Raw genomic sequence first — 17,927 nt, 5'->3', positions numbered from 1 at the left:
CATCGGGGTTTTACTTTATACTAGTTGCGAATGGATCAACTCTGGCTGGCCAATAAACGAATTGTCGTGATCGGTGGTACGACGGGCCTGGGACTATCGGCGGCCCAGGCATTTGTCGGACAGGGTGCCCGTGTCGTGGTGGTAGGCCGCAACGCCGAAAGTTGTAGAGCCGCCGAAGCGCAATTGGGCGGTTTTGGGCTGGCGCTGAACGGCGACGCGACCGATCCGGCCACGGCGGTTTCGGCCATTGCGCTTTGCCAGGGCGAATTCGACGGTTTTGATGGACTCTACCACGTGGCCGGCGGGAGTGGTCGGCGGTACGGCGATGGACCCTTACACGCGCTGACGCTCGAAGGCTGGAACAAAACGCTGGAGCTGAATTTGACCTCGCTGATGCTGTCGAATCAGGCCGCCGTGCAGGCGTTTCGGGAGCAGAATACGGGCGGCACGATCCTGAATATGGGGTCGGTGCTGGGCTTTTCACCTTCCCCGAAATACTTTTCCACCCACGCTTACGCGGCCACCAAAGCGGCCATCATCGGTTTTACCAAATCAATTGCGGCTTATTACGCCCCCAGCAATATTCGCGTCAACGTGGTGGCTCCGGCCCTGGTCGAAACGCCAATGGCGCAGCGGGCCGCCAATGACGAAACCATCCTGAATTTCATCGGAACCAAGCAGCCGCTGGATGGCGGTCGGATTGGCCAGCCCGCCGATCTGGATGGGGCGGCCGTTTATTTTATGTCCGATTATTCCCGGTTTACCACGGGGCAGGTACTAGCCGTCGACGGGGGCTGGGACGTGAGCGAGGGGCAATACTGAGACTGGTTTACGGTTTTCGGTTTGTGGTTTTCGGCGGGCTGACGCATCCACAAAGCAATCGTACGGAGCTTCCGAATACCGTAAAACCGAAAACCGTAAAACCGTATACTGGAAAACCGTATACCGGAAAAACATGAACGCAATTGGCATTGATATTGGCGGGACCCGGATCAAAGGCGTTTTGATTGAGGTCGAAACCGGGGCGGTTTTACACCGGGTTGTCTGTCCGACAAACGACGGGCAGGACGGGCAGTGGAAACAGGCCGTTGTTGATGCGTTTCGGCAGGTCAAAGCCGTTGCCCAGGGGCCGGTCGTCGGGGTCGGACTCTCGGCTCCCGGTTTGCCAACGCCCGCCAACGACGCCATTGTCTGCATGCCGGGCCGACTTCCGGGGCTGGAAGGGTTGGTCTGGACGGACTTCCTGGGAACGCCGGTGCGGGTTCTGAACGACGCCCATGCGGCCCTGATGGCCGAAGCCCGCTACGGGGCGGCCCGGAATCGCCGGAATGCCCTGCTCCTGACCCTCGGTACGGGGGTGGGGGGAGGCTTACTGATTGATGGCAACCTGTACCAGGGTTATTACCAGATGGCAGGTCATCTGGGGCACGTTTCGGTCCAGGCCGACAGCAGCCAGCTGGGTATTACGAATATGCCCGCCAATCTGGAAGATGCAATTGGCAACGCAACGGTTTCCCGGCGGTCGTACGGACGGTATGCCAGTACGTACGAACTCGTTGACGCGTATCGGCAGCAAGAACCACTGGCCACGCTGGTGTGGCTGCAGTCGGTTCGTCAGCTGGCCGTCACGCTGGCGGGGTTTGCCAATGCATTTTCGCCCGAGTTGATTGTTCTGGGCGGGGGGATTGTGCAGGCGGGGGAGGCTTTGTTTGAGCCGTTGAATACCTTTTTAGAGGTCTTTGAATGGCGACCCGCCGGTAAAAAAACGACAATTTGTAAAGCTCATTTTGAAGACTGGGCCGGGGCCATTGGGGCGGCCGGTTTTGCCAGTCAGGGATAGCGCGAGAAAATTACCCTATGATGATACAGACGTACCTGGAAAAATGTCGGCAACTGGTCGACACGGTTGAACAACAGACTTCTCAATTACAACAGGCGGCCCAGTGGTTTGCAGAAACGATTCTGGCGGGCCGGATGGTCCACGTGTTCGGGTCGGGACACAGCCGGATTATGGTCGAAGAAATGTGGCCGCGCTACGGTTCCTTTCCCGGTTTTAACCCGATTGTTGAACTCTCGCTGACGTTTCACAACCTGGTTGTGGGCGCCAACGGACAACGGCAGGCCATGTTTCTGGAAAATGTGTCCGGTCTGGCCGAACGGATTCTCCGGAATTACGACCTCTCGGAGCAGGATTCGGCCCTGGTCATTTCGTCGAGCGGCTGCAATGTCGTGCCCATCGAAATGGCGGAAGAATTTCAGAAACGGGGGGTGAAGGTGGTGGCCCTGATTACAAAAGACCATTCGGATAAAAGCACCAGCAAACGCAAAGATGGTCGGAAACTGAGCGACTTTGCCGATCTGGTACTGGACACCGGCGCGCCCGTCGGCGATGCCATGGTCAGCGTTCCCGGCCTGGATACACCGGTTGCACCGGGGAGTACGGTGGGCGGGGCGCTGATTATCAACAGCATCAAAGCCCAACTGGCCTGTTTGCTGACCGAGGCCGGTCATCCGCCGAAGGTGCTGACGGCCGGGGTGGTGGCTGGCCCGCAGCGGGCAACGGAATTGTTCGAAGCTGCCTACGACGAGCATGCTCACCGGCTGGCGAAGCTGTACGCCGAAGTGGGTCATCCCCACAGACCGGCAGGCGGCTCCGTTTAGCCCTGTGTTGAGCCTGGCGGCTTATTTTCACCATTTTATTTAGTTATTAATACTTCCAAAAGCTCTACTCATGCAACCCAAACCCATCCGCACCACCGTAATCGGAAGTTATCCGTTTCCCGGCTGGCTCGAATTTGCGTCCCAAAACCTGGATCAGTTCGGGGCGGCCGACATCGAAGAAATGATCGAAGACGCCGTGGTGGCGGCTGTTCATGACCAGACCACCGCCGGGCTGGACGTAATCAGCGATGGCGAGCAAACCCGGCTGGACTTCAATCTGTCGTTCTACGGCTACCTCAAAGGTCTGCAACCTAACCATGCCGAGACCCGCAAGTTTGGGCCACCCGCCCACGACCAGCGCGGCAAGCATTCCATCGTTGACGAACTGACCGCGCCGAACGGTTTGGGGGCCGTCCGCGAATACCAGCGTCTGAAAAAACTGGCACCGGCAGGCCCCACCCTAAAGGCCTCGATTCCCGGGCCGTACACGCTCAGTGGCCGGATGTTGCCAAACGACCGGTACAAAGACCGGTATGCCATTACGGAAGCCTTGCTGCCGATCGTCCGGAAGGAGCTGGAAGATCTGGTGGCGGCTGGTTGTAAGGAGATTACCGTCGATGAGCCGTCCATGTCGTGCTATGCCTACAAAGAAGACACGAAGCGGTTTGTCGATATTTTTAACCGGACGGTGGCCCCGGTGGTGGGCAAATGCCGCCTTTCGACGCACCTCTGTTTCGGGAATTTCAAAGGCCGGCCGGTCGGTTACCGGAAAATTCACCCGATGTTGCCCGATTTTCTGGATCTGTCCGTCGATGAAGTCCACGTTGAAATGGCAAACCGGGAGTTCGACGAAATCGAACTGATCGCGGAATTTGCGCAGAAGATGGACGTAGCCGTGGGCATTATCGACGTGAAAAATTACTACATCGAAACCGTCAGGGATGTCGTGGAGCGCATCGAAACCTGCCTGAAATACATTCCGGCCGAAAAACTGGCCGTTGCGCCCGACTGTGGCCTGAGCCAGACCGCTCGCTGGGCCGCGCGGCAGAAACTGATCAACATGGTAGCCGGTGCAAAACAGGTGCGGGGCAATTAAATGGGCTGTACGATGACGAATTTGATTCCGGCTTTTCAAAAAGATCAGGTGTTTTTAGCGGATCTGGAGGCTGCCCGGTCGCGTCCCGATGAGCTGCATATCTGGTGGCTGGGCCAGAGCGGTTTTCTGCTCCAGTGGCAGGGCCGGCGTCTGCTGTTTGATCCCTATTTATCGGATTCGTTGTCGGTTAAATACGCCAAAACCGATAAGCCACACGTCCGGATGTCGGAGCTGGTGATTGCTCCGGGGCAGTTGACGGGGATTGATGTGGTGACGTCCAGCCATAACCATACTGACCATCTGGATGCGGAAACCCTGCTGCCATTGTTCGGTTCCAATTCGGATGTTCAGTTCGTCATTCCGGAAGCCAACCGGGCGTTTGTCGCCGACCGGTTAAAATGCGATCCCGATTTTCCGATTGGTTCGAACGACGGAGAAATTACGGAAGTGGGCGGTTTTACGTTCCACGGCGTTCCGGCGGCTCATAACGAGGTGGAGCGGGATGAAGAGAATCTGTGTAAATTCATGGGCTTTGTGGTACAACTCGGGCCGTGGATGGTGTATCATAGCGGGGATACTCTCTGGTACGAAGGCATGGTCGATTTGCTGAGACCGTACCGAATCGACGTCGCCTTTCTGCCCATCAACGGCAACAAACCCGAACGACGCGTGGCCGGAAATCTTAGTGCCGAAGAAGCCGCCCGGCTGGGGAAGGAAATGGGGGCTCGTCTGGTAATTCCGCATCATTATCACCTGTTCGAATTCAATACGGAAGATCCGGCCCTTTTTATTCGCGCAGCGGAGCGGTACCGGACGCCTTACCGGGTTTTGCGGTTGGGCGAGCGCTGGAGCGGGAAAAAGGATTCGAAAGGAACAGTTGATTATTGAGCCACGAATTCCGAATATTGGGGAAAGCTCTACTTTCGACCCCTGCCTTTCTTCCCATGAAAAAACTCCTTGCTTTGCTGCTGCTTGCCGGGCCATTGTTTGCCCAAAAGCCTACTTTCAAGCTTCAGGTTGTTGATAACCAGATTGATATTGGTTATGGGGTAGCCATTGGTGATGTGGATGGCGACCGAAAACCGGATATTTTGCTGGCTGACCAGAAAGAAATTGTCTGGTACCGCAATCCGGGAAAACCGGGTGATACCTGGAAGCGGTATGTGATGGCGCAGAATCTGACTCCGCAGGACAATGTCTGCCTTGCCGCCCGCGATCTCGACGGCGATGGCAAGGTGGAAGTGGCCGTTGGCGCGGGCTGGAACCCGTCCGAAACCAACGATACGACCAAATCCGGGGCGGTTTTTTACCTCATTCGACCCACGGATCCCACCAAAAACTGGGAAGCGGTCCGGCTGCACCACGAAATTACGACGCACCGGATGCGCTGGGCGCGCGTCGCTCCGAACCGGTATCAGTTGATTGTAGTGCCGCTGCACGGCCTGGGCAATAAAAACGGCGAAGGGCGCGGGGTGAAGATTCTGGGCTACGAAAAACCGCAGAACCCACGCGATCCGTGGCGGATGCAATTGGTCGATTCAACCATGCACCTGACGCATAATTTCGAAATCTGGGAAGATGGCCCCGAAACCCGGCTGCTGATCGGCAGCAAGGAAGGGGGAAAAACCGTTGCTTTCCGGGGTGGAAAATGGACGCCTGTGGAGCGGTGGATCGGGGCCGGAAATGGAATGGGCGAAGTCCGGCGCGGTTTTCAGACGAATAAAACGCCGTTCGTTGCGGCAGTGGAACCCATGCACGGGAATAAACTGGTCGTCTATAAAAATGGCTCGACGGCCAGCGCCCCGGACAAACTGACCTATGAGGTTCAGCAAACGTTGACGGCGCAAATGAATCAGGGCCATGCGCTGGCCGTCGGGGATTTCCTGAAACTCGGCGTTGATCAGATTGCCGTGGGCTGGCGGAACCCCAACGCGGAGAAGAAAGTAGGCGTACGGCTTTTTGTGCCCGATAAAACCCTGCAAACCTGGCAGGAGCACAGCCTGGATGATAGTGTCATGATGGCGACCGAAGACCTGCAAGCCGCTGATCTCGATGGCGATGGCGACCTGGATCTGATTGCCTCCGGACGGGCGACCCTGAATCTGCTGATCTACTGGAATCAGTTGAAATAGAAAACGGAAAACCGGATTGCGTGGAGGCTAAGGCGTAAAACCGGATGTTCATCCGCTCAATCGGTGAGTCGGTTTCGCCATCAGTTTCTCCCGAATTTTAAGGCAGGCATTGACAGATCGTAAACCGCTATTTACATTTACGTAATTGATTACGTAATTTAAAACGTAAATGCGTTCAGGATGGATTTGATAGCCCAACTGGGTCCGCTGGCGTTTGTGAGTCGTCTTCGCCGGCTGAGTGACCTGATCTCCCGACAGGCGGCTGATGTGTATCAGTCGTTCGGCATTGATTTTGACCCGAAATGGTTCACGTTGTTTTACCTTTTGTCGCGGGAGTCGCCCTTGAGTGTCACCGAGATTGCCGACAAACTCGGTTTTTCACATCCGGCGATCATTCAGCTGGCGCGGGAACTGGAGCAGGCTGGACTGGTTGCGTCGGCCAAATCGGGGAAAGACAACCGGAAACGGCTGTTGTCGCTGAGCGAAAAAGGGAAGGCCCTGCTGCCCGAACTGGAAAAAATCTGGCAGGCCATTAACGAGTTAAATACCCAGCTCATTTCCAAACAGCGCCACAACCTCATTTTTGCGATGGAGGAGATGGAGGAAACCCTGGCGGAGGAACCCTATCTGAGTCGTTTTAAAACCTATTTTAAGATGAAACAACGGGACGAAGTCGAAATTCTGGATTTTGATCCGGCCTACCGGGCGTCATTCAAACAGCTGAATCTGGCCTGGATTGAGACGTATTTTACGGTGGAAGAACCCGACATTCAGGTGTTGGGCGATCCTGAAGGGTATATTATTGCCCGGGGGGGACGCGTTTTTTTTGCGCGGTATCGGGGCGAAATTCTGGGCACCTGCGCGCTGCTGAAGCAAAGCGACCGGGTTTTTGAATTGGCGAAAATGGCCGTGGCCCCCGAAGCGCAGGGCAAACAGATTGGCAAAAAACTGTGCATGCACGCCGTAGACGTAGCGCGCCAGCTGGGAGCCCGACAGGTGTATCTGGAATCCAATACTAAACTGACTCCGGCGCTGGAACTGTACAAAAAAGCCGGTTTTTATAAAGTCGAGTCCACGCCCTCGCCCTACCAGCGATCGAACATCAAAATGCAGATCGACCTGTAAAACCGGTTTTACGACAACTGGATGGTTAGGTTTCGTAACGCTGCCGTAAGGCCTTCCAGTTGTGCGGGGATTTCGCCCTCGGGGCCGACCTCCCCGCTGAACTCCTCGGTCGCATCGGCGATTTCGTTCAGCAGATTCCGAATCGTGTCTCCATCGGGTGATTCCTGGGTGGTTGCTTCGTAGAGCCGGGTCAGTTTTTCAGCCAGTGCTTGGGTATTTTCGCTCTGCTTCAGCATTTCCATCCATTTCTGAAGCAGACTCAAGCCGTCCTCATTGTCCTGGGCAAGCTGTTCTTTGCCCAGGGTTTCAATCGTTTCGTCCAGCAGGTCAGTCGTTTTTGCAAGGGTAGCCATAGTATGAGAAAATACGCTGTGTCGGTCCGGACCGACACAGCGTTGACGGTTAAACAGCCGAATTTACCGAAAATCGGAAAACTCCTAGAGCTGGTTACTAAAATTCCGTAAGGCCACCACAATTTGTTCCAGTTCGTTGATCCAGGGACCCTCGCTTGACTGGGCCATTTGCGTGGTATGGTCGGCCAGATTATCCAGTAATTGCTTCACCTGATCGGTATCCGGATCCGGCATCTGAAGGAGCGAGCGCAATTGCATCAATTGATCCAGGACGTTGCTGCCCGGTTTGCTGTCCTGCAGCACTTTAATCCAGTTATCAATCACCGAAGCGCCCTCGTTGGGCGAAGCCACGCTCTCGTTGCCGCTTTTGAGCATGTGGAGTGTCGCGTCGATCGTGTGTTGTGTTAAGGCATTTGAAGGCATAATCCTGCGCGTTAGTGGGCAACCCCCGTTGGCTGACCCGGTTTTAGGCTAACTGATTATCAGCCTTTCGCAGATGACGATTGGCCGATAAAAGGTTAGCGGTTCAGTGAGTGTTTCCAGTTTGGTCGCCCGATTCGCTGGTTTGGGGAACGGCCGGATTGAAACCGGGATTGCCGGCGGCACTGCCCGTTCCGGTTTGGGTAAAGATCTGGGCCCGTCCGTGTTTGTCGGCGATATGGCCCGCTTCCCCGCTAATCACCCGGCTGAAATCCCGGAGGGTCTGCCCCAATTTGTTCAGTTGCTGCCTGATTTTATCGTCATCGGCGGATTTTTCGACCTGCGCAGCCTGGTCCGCCAGTTCATTCAGCAGTACTTTGATCTGGCCCGTGTCGGTATTACCTTCCTGCAATTGCGTTTTTAACGCGCTGAGCGTGTTGGCAATGGAATGGGTGTTGTCAGCCGCACCACCGTTGCGGAGCGCCGTCAGCCAGTGGTCGATCAGGGAAATGCCATCGGTGGCCGAAATCGACGTGGTATCACCGTTGAAAGCATCCATCGTCGAGCTGATGAGGTTGAGCGCTTGTTGATTTGCCATAAATGGGTTGATTATGAGTTTCGGAACCTATTAGAGGGCGGTATTGGTATCGACGAACAGCGTATCGATTTTTCTCCAGTGGGCCATAACCTGATCCGATTTATCTCCAGGTATAAAAGTGAACCGCTGGTCCACCGGATTGTTTGTACCTTTGCTAAGTTTTAATAGGATATGGACCCCACACAGCTTTACCCCGAACTCCAGTTTCAGTTTGCCCGCAGCGGTGGCAAGGGCGGCCAGAACGTCAACAAAGTGGCAACGAAGGCCGAACTTTATTTCGACATCCCGAACTCGGCGGTTTTGACGGCGGAACAGAAAGCGGTTTTACGCGAAAAACTGGCCAATAGAATCACGTCCGAAGGCGTCCTGGTGCTCTATCACCAGACCGAACGGACGCAGTTGGGCAACCGCGATAAGGTAACGGAGAAATTCGTTCAACTGATTCGTAAAGCGTTCGAGAAGATCAAACCGCGCAAGGCCACCCGCCCGACCAAAGCCTCACAGGAGGAGCGAAAAGTTGAAAAGCAGCGCCGGGGCTCGGTCAAAGCCGGACGCAGGAAAGTTGACGTTGATTGATGGCGATGGACGTGCAACAGAAACAACAGGCTGCCTCAGAACTCAGGGCTTTGCTGGGTGACCGGGTCACGGATAGGGCCGACGTTCGGCAGGCACACGGTACCGGTTATAGTTACCATACCTGCATGCCGCCCGACTGGGTGGCTTTTCCGCAGTCCGCGGAGGAAATCGCCGGGATTGTCAGCATTTGCAGCCGCTACCAGCTTCCGGTTGTTCCGTTCGGAGCCGGAACCTCGCTGGAAGGCCATGTACTGGCGTTACAGGGTGGGGTTTGTCTGGATATGAGCCGGATGAACCGGATTCTGGAAGTCGATTTTGCCAACATGTGCCTGCGGGTGGAAGCCGGGGTGACGCGCAACCAGCTGGATGCGTTTCTGGACGGAAGCGGTTTTTTCTTTCCGATTGGGCCGGGCGTCAACGCGACTCTGGGCGGCATGGCCAGCACCCGGGCATCCGGCACCAACGCCGTTCGCTACGGCACGATGAAGGACAATGTCTTGTCGCTGACGGTGGTTTTACCCAACGGCCAGTGTATCAAAACCGGCAGTAAAGCCCGGAAATCCTCGACGGGGTACGACCTCACCCGCCTGTTTGTCGGATCGGAAGGTACGCTCGGCGTACTGGCCGATCTGACGCTGAAACTGCACCCGTACCCCGAAGCCATTTATGCGGCAGTTTGCGCGTTTCCGAGCGTCGAAGCCGCGGTCAATACCGCCATCAAAACGATTCAAAACGGGGTTCCCATCGCCAAAATCGAATTGCTGGATGCGCTGCTGATGCGGGCTGTCAACCAATACGCACAGCTTGCTTATCCCGAAAAACCGACCTTATTTCTGGAATTTCACGGTTCTCCGGTGGAGATTGAAGGACAGATTCGGAGCGTACAGGCGTATGCCCGCGAAGTTGGCGGCAACGAGTTTAGCTGGGAAAAAGAACCCGAAGCCCGGCTGCGGCTCTGGCAGGCCCGCACCGATGCCGCTCCGGCCGTGCTGGCGATGGTGCCGGGTGCCAGCCTGATGTCGACCGATGTGTGTGTGCCCATTTCCCGGCTGGCCCAGTGCATTGTGGCTACGCAGCACGATATTGAAAAAAACGGCTTGTTTGCGCCGATTCTCGGCCACGTCGGCGATGGCAATTTTCATCTGTCGATTCCGGTCAATCCCGCCATTCCGGGCCAGTTCGAAAAGGCCAAAGCCCTGAACGAACGGCTGGTGCAGCGGGCGCTGGCCCTCGAAGGGACCTGTTCGGGCGAGCACGGTATTGGCGTCGGGAAGCTGGCCTACATGGCGGCCGAACACCAGGAGGCCGTTGGGGTGATGTGGGCCATCAAAAAAGCCCTCGACCCCACCAACCTGATGAATCCCGGGAAGCTGTTGCCGCTTTAAAAACCGCCTTTGCTCAGTGCTGCGACTTGTAGTGTTCCGCCAGCACATCTTCGCCAAAATCGCTGGTTAAATCCCGTACCACGGTATGGGTGTGGTTGGCCTGGTTTTGGGCGTTGTCGTATTCGATCAGGAGCGTCGGGCCGTGAATGCGGTAGTATTGTCCTTTGCCGGGGCCAAAACCGGGCTGCCGGTCGCCCGCCCAGGCAAACACCAGCTTGTCCAGACCGACTTTCTTCAGCTTGTCCATCTGCTGGTTTTTCAGCGTCACGTGGTAGTTGTTCAGGTAGGTGTCGAGCAACGCCAGGAAGGTTTTCTGCTGGCTTTCCGTCAGTTTCGGGAACGGAATGCCCTCCATTTTCTCAATCGACGCTTTCCGCACGTTGGTTGTAAAGATTTCCTGCGGAGACGTCTCGCTGATGAGCGCCATCGTCAATTGATCGCTGTTGAGCGAGTTCACCAGCGCCAGGCCCAGTTCGGCTTCTTTTTTCAGAATTTGTTTGCCTTTCTGCGGCACATCGACCCGCACAATGTCCGGATTGCTGCCGAGGAAGGTCGGCGTCATGCCCGAAACTTTACCCGTCAACGACGAAAACTGCCACAACAAATGGTGGCCGTTGAGCCGCCAGCCCCAGGGTTCTTTGCTGTTCGGTTCGCCAAAAAATGTGAAAAAGTAGTTGATCGGATCGCGGTGGGTATCGTTGGGCGGGCGGTTTTCCTGCACACGCAGCACGTTTTCCATGTCCATGATGGCCGTTGTTTTCTCATAGCCCTGTTCACTCATGGCCAGTTTCACCAGCGCCATGGCGGCTTTCTGCTGGTCGGGGTTCATCTTTTTCATCGATAGCCCCTTGCGCGGGACCGGCGTGTAATACCACACATAACGCTCGTTGTCGTTGAACGGATACAAGGCCAGTTTGCGCTGCTCCTCATCGAACGTCTTGATGAAAGCCGTTACCGCAGCCGCCATTTCTTTGCTGATGGGTTCGCGGGCGGGGGGCGTAAAGGCCAGGAACAGCCCCGTCAGGAGTAGGAGGTACTTTTTCATCGGGTTTTAGGAGTTGGGGAGGAAAGATAAGGTTTTTTCCGCAAAAGATTGTCGCCGATGCTCCGCTCCAAAACACGGCGGCCTGACCAATCCGTCATTCACCGGCTTCAGGCCGCGCTTCAGATAATAGATAGTCCACTTTGCCCATTTCTACTGATCAATATGATTTTATTAGAATTGTTTTGTCTGATAAATAAATATTGAATGGCCGGTTTAGCCCAACAACCCAGAAAAATAGTGTGCAACTAAAACCGACAACGAGGATGAATACACTTTACTAATCACTTACCACCGTGGTAAAACCTGTAAACAACAATCCATTTGAAACCGGCCTGTTTCGGGCCTTTACGCGCTCCCGGAAATGGGTACTGGGGAGCCTTGTCTGGCTATTTCTCCTTACCGATGCCTACAGTCAGGTATTGGTTAAGTTCAGCATCAATACCCGGAATGGGCGTAAACCCATCAGCCCACTGATCTACGGGACCAACGATCAGTATCCCTATGCAACGGCCAAGCGCCTGGGCGGCAACCGGATTACTAATTACAACTGGGAAAACAACGCATCGAACGCGGGTTTCGACTGGTTTTACGAAAGTGACAACTACGTGCCCGCGCAACAGCAGGTTCCCGACAGCCAGTACGACGTGCCGGGGGCGGCCCTTTCGTCCTTTCATAACCGGTCGCTGGCGCAAAACGCCTATTCGCTGGTGACGCTTCCGATGGCCAAATACGTGGCCCGGGACAAAAACGGGGCCGTTACGCCCGAAGAGACCGCGCCTTCGAACCGGTGGGCGAATCTGAAATACCGCAAACCGGGACCGTTCAGCCTTCAGCCGGACCTGGGCGACAGTGATGTGTTCGTGGACGAAGAGATTAATTACCTGCATCACCATTTCGGCAAGAGCAATACGGCCCGCGGGGTTCGCGGCTACGCGCTCGACAACGAGCCGGGGTTGTGGTTCCATTCGCACAGCCGGATGTGGGGCACCACCGGCGTTTCGGTGCGGTACCTGATGGATCAGTCGTTCGAACTCGCGCAGCGGATCAAGGAAATGGACCCGATGGCCGAGGTGTTTGGTCCGGCCTCGTTCGGCATTTCGGAGTTTGAAAACCTGCAATTTGCGCCCGACTGGGAGCAGGAAAAAGGTAATTACCCGATTTTTCTGGATTTGTACCTGGGGAAAATGCGGCAAAAAGAGCAGCAAACCGGAACGCGTTTGCTCGATGTACTGGATGTACACTGGTACCCCGAACGACGGAACGATGGCCTTCGCCCCACGGATAACCGGACGGATTATGCCAACAATGCCGCCCGCATGGCCATGACCCGCTCGCTCTGGGACCCCAACTATTCCGAAGGGACGTTCGTGAGCGACGATCCGGTCAAAAGACAACTGTTTTTGCCGTTCCTGCCCAAAATGCACCAGCACATCCAGCAGTATTATCCGGGTACCAAACTCGCCATTACGGAATACAGCTACATGGGCATCAGCCACGCGTCGGGCGGTATTGCCCAGGCCGATGCACTTGGGATTTTCGGGCAACAGGGCGTTTACCTGGCGACCTACTGGGGTGGCGTGGTCGAATACATCAAAGCCGGTTTTGACCTGTACCGGAATTACGACGGGCAGGGCGGACATTTTGGCGACACCTCGATTGAATCGACTACCAACGACCTGAACAATACTTCGATTTTTGCGTCGATCAACGGAACAGATGACTCGAAAGTACACGTGATTGCCCTCAATAAAAATCAGGATGGTCCGGTGACGGCCACAATCAAGGTCGACGGCAACCGCGCCTACAAAAGTGCCGAAGTGTGGGCGTTTGACAATTCCAGCCCGGTGTTGAAGAAGCTGAAAAGCGTCCGGGTGATCGACAACAATACGTTCCAGTACGTCATTCCGGCCCTGACGGCCTGCCATTTTGTGCTGTCGGAAGAAAATATTTTCATTCATCCCGAGATCACGGAAGCCTCCCTGAATTCGACCGCCGGTTATTCTGACGGCACGGCGACGTTTGAACTGACGGTGAAAGCGACCGATGGCGACAATAACCTTTCGACCCTTACCGCTGACCTGAGCCCGGTGGGCGGTGGTCAGGCGGTTTCGCTGGTGCAGAGCGCGACGGAAGCCGGCACCTATCGGCTGTCGTTTACGGTTCCGGCGGGCACGGCGGCCGGGGTGAAAACGATTAAAATAACCGCTACGGATGCCGACCAGCATCGGGCCGAAGCCGAGGTTACGTACCGGATCATCAAGCGAACTGCACCGACCGTGCTCTGGGATGGCGATGCGATCAAACAGGGAGTTGGTGAATCGTTCTACGAAGTGACCGATCCGCAGGCGGTTCACGCCAAAATTGAGCGGATCGAAACCGGGGGGCAGCACCAGCCGGGCAGTTTATTCCTGCATTTTCAGCACAGCGCCAACCGCTATAACACGCTCACCTGGCGGCTTTCCGACAACGGCAATCCGGCCGACGCCCGCAACATCAGCGATTTCGGCTCGCTGGAATTTTACCTGAAATCCAATGCCCCGGACAATGCCGATTTGGAGATGAGCCTGCGCGACGCGACGGCGAATCTGGGTACTTCGAATACGGTGTTATTGAAACAGGGTGGCTACCTCAGTTCGCTGAATACCAACGGTTACACGCGGGTCAATATTCCACTGTCGGTTTTGACGAAAGATTCGGAAATTAATCTGGAACAGGTCTGGCAGTTGAATTTTACGTCCAACACGGCCACGAAACCGTTCGATGTCTGGATTGACGATGTGCGGGTATTGCCGTATGCACACCCGATTCAGAAACCGGTGATCGGGGAAACCAGCGCGACGCCGTCTTCCGGTTACGCCGATGGCAAGACAACGGCCACATTTTCGGCCCGAGTGGACGATGCGGACCATAATTTGCAAACTGTTACCATCGATCTGTCGCCCCTGGGGCTGGCCAACAACCAACCCATGACGCTGGCGAACGGGCGGTATAGCGTCACGGTGACGGTGCCGGAGGGTATTGCAAAAGGTGCGAAAAAACTCAACCTGTGGGCGGTGGATGCCGCCGGAAACACCACCGACGGTTTTATTACCTTCACGGTGAATGAACCGGCGGGAACGGTTGTGCTCTGGGATGGCGATGCGGTGAACACGGGAAAACCGGAGACCCTGAATAATGTTACCACCTGCGTGGTGGACGATGCCAACGGGCATCAGGCACCCAAAAGTATGAAAATGCACTTCGATATGGCTGACAACGGGTTTGCCGCCGTCGTCTGGGACTGGTACGAAGACAATAATGACGAAACCATCAAGGACCTGAGCACCAAAGGCTACCTGACGTTCTTTGTGAAAGTGCAGGACCCCAGTGATCGCTTCGATTTGCAGGTATTTTTGAAGGACAGGTATGCCGCCAGCACCTCGCCGGTTTTTGTGCGCGGGGGTGGTTACCTGACGGCCTTTTCGGGCGAATATCAGCGGGTCCGGATTCCGATGAGTGCGCTGTATGCGGGCGATCCGATCGACAGCAAACAGGTGACGCGTATCGGTTTTCTGGCGACGGGGCTGGATAAACCGTACGATTTCTGGGTGGATGATATCGAAGCGGGTGGGAACAACGTGGCCGATGTGAAACTGACGGCCCAAAACGCCACCTGCGGTCCGACGGGAACGATTCGGGTGGTGTCGATCAACGGCAGCGAAAGCCTGTCGGCGTATAGTTTCTACCTGAACAATGCCGTAAATCCGGCGGGGGAACACGTGGCGGTTTTCAGCCACCTGGCCTCCGGAAAATACGACCTGCGCATCGAAGGGCCGGACGGTTTTCTGTACTACGAAAGCATCACGATCAGCGGAACGCCTAACCCGTTACGGGCGACCATTGTTCAGCACAATACCAGTCTCGATCTGACGGTTTCGGGCGGCAGCGGCTCCTATAGCTACCGTTGGTCGAACGGCAGTACGACGGAAGATCTGGCCCAGGTGACGCCTGGCCATTACACGGTGCAGGTGACGGACGAAGAGACTGGCTATACTATCGAAGCCTCCATTACGGCCACGGGCGGAACGGCGGGGGCGGAGTTCATCGTCACGGATGCTAATTGCCAGCCAACGGGCCGCATTGCCGTACAGAATATTACGGGTTCCGGTGGGAACAACACGTTTTATATCGACGGAAAACCGAATCCGGCCGGTGGAAATAATCCGGTGTTCAGTAACCTGGCCGCCGGCGACTATGAAATTCTGATTACGGGCGAGGGCGGTTTCCGGTTTTCAAAAACCGTAATGGTGCAGGAAACCGGCGAAAAACCGGTTGTCAACGCCGACGTAACCGTGGAAAACGGAAAGGGATACATCAATTTAACGGTTTCGGGCGGCAGTGGCATCTACATCTACCGCTGGTCGGAAGGTTCGGAAACGCAGAACCTCTGGGAGGTCTACGACGGAACGTATCAGGTGGCAGTAACCGATGCCGCCACGGGTTGCAGTACTACGGCTTCGTATACGATTGTCATCCCTGATCTGCAGCTCAGCACTGAAAACCCGGCTTGTGCGCCCAACGGCCGGATTCGGGTAACCGACGTGAAAGGGTCGGGTGGTAACAACACGTTTTACCTCAATGATCAGCCCAACCCGGCGGGGATCAGCAACGGTGAGTTTAGCGGCCTGATGCCCGGTGTCTACCGCATTCGGGTAGAAGGTGAGGGCGGTTTCCGGGTTGAAAAAGAAGTCGTGCTGGAAGGCTCCGGTTCAGCCCCGGAAATATCCGCCGAGGTGAGCTATACGAACGGCAAAGGCTACATTAACCTGACCGTGACGGGCGGCAGCGGAATCTATTCGTACGGCTGGTCCAATGGTGCGACGACCCTGAATCTCTGGGAAGTTCCGGCAGGCACCTATTCGGTGGTGGTAACGGATCTGGTCAGCCAGTGTCAAACAACCTACTCGACGACGCTGAACGACGGGGGTGAGCAGATTACGATTTACCCGAACCCGGCGGTGGGCCAGGACAAGGTGCTGATTCGCTACAATGCGGTGGATGCGCACGTTCAGAAAATTCTTCTGAAAGACCATCTGGGCGCGGTCGTGTATTCCGCCGAAGTAGCCGACGAGGCAACGGAGCTAACGGTGCCGGTTAAAGGGCTGCGGTCTGGCACTTATCTGGTTATTCTGGAAGGGAATAAGGTGGTAACGAAGCATTTGATCGTTCAATAAATAAGTACATTGCGCGTGTATACGTTCACAAGGCCGCCCAACCGGGTGGCCTTGTGTTTGTTTTTTGCCGAACCCATGAAGTTGATCAACCGAATCCTGTTGACTTCCGGTCTGCCCATGACCGTCCGCCAGTTCTGGTGGTACAGTTTTTTGTATTGGCTGTTTTTTGCCGTGATCTGGTATTGCCAGGCAACGATGGTCTGGTTTCTGACTCCCAACCGCCAGATGTATTATACCGAGACGCTCTACTGGCTGATCGAGTTTCTGTTTTGGTGGGGCCTTACGCCGGTGATTATTCTCTGCGCCCAGCGGTTTTCGTTGTTGAGAAACCGGGGGACGAAATGGGTGGTCAGGCAGGTTATTACGCATTTGCTGATTGCAGGGGGACTTTACGCTCTTGAGCTGGCCATTCAACATCTCCTGCTGGGATCGGCTATCGCCTACGAACAGGGTCGGGTCATCACGGTTCGGCGGGTGGTGACGATTTTCTTCCTAAGTTTCGGAACCGCCTTTACCCAGTACATGCTCCTGGTGGTTTGCTACAACGTGCTGACGTATGTGTACCAGTTGCAATCGCTGAAACAACAGCATTTGCAGACCGAACTTGTCAACGAACAACTCAAAAGCCAGTTGGCCAATGCGCAGTTGCAGGCGCTGAAGATGCAGCTGAATCCGCATTTCCTGTTCAATACGCTGCATACGGTGGTGAGCCTGATGCTGCGGAATCAGGTTCGGCGGGCGGCTTTGATGGTAACGACCCTGAGCGATCTGCTCCGGAGCGTGCTGATGCGCCAGCAGGCCAATTTTATCAGCCTGGGGGACGAAATGACCCTGACGCGGCAATACCTGTCCATTCAGCAGATTCGCTTCGAAGACCGCCTGACGGTGGAGTATATCGTGCCGCCCGAAGCCGAGGAGTGTTTGTTGCCGCAGTTGATTCTGCAACCGCTCGTCGAAAATGCCATTACCCACGGGATTGCCGACATGACGGAAGGGGCACTGATTCGGATCACAGTTCAGCGGATGGATGATACGGTCGTCATTGAGGTATTTGACAATGGCTTGGGGCAGAACCAGTTGCACGATACGTCCGGCACCGGGCTGGGGTTGTCCAACACGCTTTCGCGGTTGCAGAAAGCCTACGGGGAGAAAGCCGAATTGCGGTTTGAGCAGCCACCGGGCGGCACCACCACCGTGCGTTTGCTGATTCCGTGCCAGTGTTCTCTGGTAACGCCACCCACTTCCCGGGAATCCCGTTCACAGGCTGTTTAGGCGGTTTTCTTTTTGGAAAACAACCGGAGAGATAGTACCTTACAGATACCA

General features: G+C 55.6%; 15 protein-coding genes. 11 read left to right on the top strand and 4 right to left on the bottom strand.

Annotated elements, in window-relative coordinates:
• Positions 1–30: 30 nt before the first annotated feature.
• The 7 genes from ACFPMF_RS26780 to ACFPMF_RS26750 all read left to right on the top strand — a co-directional run bounded on the left by ACFPMF_RS26780 (position 31) and on the right by ACFPMF_RS26750 (position 7,014).
• Positions 31–822: an SDR family NAD(P)-dependent oxidoreductase gene (locus tag ACFPMF_RS26780; RefSeq protein WP_379851002.1), complete on the top strand. Its 792-nt coding sequence runs from the start codon at positions 31–33 to the stop codon at positions 820–822.
• A gap of 133 nt (positions 823–955) precedes the next feature.
• Positions 956–1,840 (top strand): ROK family protein, encoded by an 885-nt coding sequence (locus tag ACFPMF_RS26775; RefSeq protein WP_379851000.1) that lies wholly within the window; start codon positions 956–958, stop codon positions 1,838–1,840.
• A 20-nt stretch (positions 1,841–1,860) separates the two neighbouring features.
• A complete protein-coding gene (locus tag ACFPMF_RS26770; RefSeq protein WP_379851040.1) occupies positions 1,861–2,661 on the top strand; it encodes a sugar isomerase domain-containing protein in 801 nt (266 codons plus the stop codon).
• A gap of 70 nt (positions 2,662–2,731) precedes the next feature.
• Positions 2,732–3,757: a methionine synthase gene (locus tag ACFPMF_RS26765; RefSeq protein ID WP_379850998.1), complete on the top strand. Its 1,026-nt coding sequence runs from the start codon at positions 2,732–2,734 to the stop codon at positions 3,755–3,757.
• A 12-nt stretch (positions 3,758–3,769) separates the two neighbouring features.
• A complete protein-coding gene (locus tag ACFPMF_RS26760) occupies positions 3,770–4,645 on the top strand; it encodes an MBL fold metallo-hydrolase (RefSeq protein WP_379850996.1) in 876 nt (291 codons plus the stop codon).
• Positions 4,646–4,701: 56 nt separating this feature from the next.
• Positions 4,702–5,889, top strand: a complete 1,188-nt coding sequence (locus ACFPMF_RS26755; RefSeq protein ID WP_379850994.1) for an FG-GAP repeat domain-containing protein — start codon at positions 4,702–4,704, stop codon at positions 5,887–5,889.
• Positions 5,890–6,069: 180 nt separating this feature from the next.
• A complete protein-coding gene (locus ACFPMF_RS26750; RefSeq protein ID WP_379850992.1) occupies positions 6,070–7,014 on the top strand; it encodes a bifunctional helix-turn-helix transcriptional regulator/GNAT family N-acetyltransferase in 945 nt (314 codons plus the stop codon).
• 8 nt (positions 7,015–7,022) lie between these two features.
• Here ACFPMF_RS26750 and ACFPMF_RS26745 read toward each other — a convergent pair whose 3' ends face one another.
• The 3 genes from ACFPMF_RS26745 to ACFPMF_RS26735 all read right to left on the bottom strand — a co-directional run bounded on the left by ACFPMF_RS26745 (position 7,023) and on the right by ACFPMF_RS26735 (position 8,385).
• Positions 7,023–7,367, bottom strand: a complete 345-nt coding sequence (locus ACFPMF_RS26745) for a hypothetical protein (protein WP_379850990.1) — start codon at positions 7,365–7,367, stop codon at positions 7,023–7,025.
• A gap of 84 nt (positions 7,368–7,451) precedes the next feature.
• Positions 7,452–7,790: a hypothetical protein gene (locus tag ACFPMF_RS26740; protein WP_379850988.1), complete on the bottom strand. Its 339-nt coding sequence runs from the start codon at positions 7,788–7,790 to the stop codon at positions 7,452–7,454.
• 103 nt (positions 7,791–7,893) lie between these two features.
• Positions 7,894–8,385: a hypothetical protein gene (locus ACFPMF_RS26735; protein ID WP_379850986.1), complete on the bottom strand. Its 492-nt coding sequence runs from the start codon at positions 8,383–8,385 to the stop codon at positions 7,894–7,896.
• Positions 8,386–8,556: 171 nt separating this feature from the next.
• Here ACFPMF_RS26735 and arfB point away from each other — a divergent pair, with 171 nt between their 5' ends.
• Both arfB and ACFPMF_RS26725 read left to right on the top strand, forming a co-directional pair.
• The gene (gene arfB / locus ACFPMF_RS26730) at positions 8,557–8,961 is read left to right on the top strand and encodes an alternative ribosome rescue aminoacyl-tRNA hydrolase ArfB (protein WP_379850984.1); all 405 of its coding nucleotides are present in this window, start codon (positions 8,557–8,559) and stop codon (positions 8,959–8,961) included.
• A 5-nt stretch (positions 8,962–8,966) separates the two neighbouring features.
• Complete coding sequence (locus ACFPMF_RS26725) at positions 8,967–10,346, top strand: FAD-binding oxidoreductase (protein WP_379850982.1); 1,380 nt, start codon at positions 8,967–8,969, stop codon at positions 10,344–10,346.
• A 13-nt stretch (positions 10,347–10,359) separates the two neighbouring features.
• Here ACFPMF_RS26725 and ACFPMF_RS26720 read toward each other — a convergent pair whose 3' ends face one another.
• On the bottom strand, positions 10,360–11,391 hold the full coding sequence (locus ACFPMF_RS26720) for a DUF3500 domain-containing protein (RefSeq protein ID WP_379850981.1): 1,032 nt from the start codon (positions 11,389–11,391) through the stop codon (positions 10,360–10,362).
• Between the two features lie 293 nt (positions 11,392–11,684).
• Between ACFPMF_RS26720 and ACFPMF_RS26715 the strand changes: the two genes are divergently transcribed.
• Both ACFPMF_RS26715 and ACFPMF_RS26710 read left to right on the top strand, forming a co-directional pair.
• Positions 11,685–16,604 carry a glycoside hydrolase family 44 protein gene (locus ACFPMF_RS26715; RefSeq protein ID WP_379850979.1) on the top strand — a complete coding sequence of 1,640 codons (4,920 nt, stop codon included), beginning with the start codon at positions 11,685–11,687 and terminating at the stop codon, positions 16,602–16,604.
• A 75-nt stretch (positions 16,605–16,679) separates the two neighbouring features.
• A complete protein-coding gene (locus ACFPMF_RS26710) occupies positions 16,680–17,876 on the top strand; it encodes a sensor histidine kinase (RefSeq protein ID WP_379850977.1) in 1,197 nt (398 codons plus the stop codon).
• The last annotated feature ends 51 nt before the right edge of the window (positions 17,877–17,927 follow it).

The sequence above is a fragment of the Larkinella bovis genome (assembly GCF_042655385.1).
GTDB lineage: Bacteria > Bacteroidota > Bacteroidia > Cytophagales > Spirosomataceae > Larkinella > Larkinella bovis.
The sequence above is the reverse complement of the archived record's forward strand: the minus strand, read 5'-3'. Positions and strand labels throughout refer to the sequence as shown.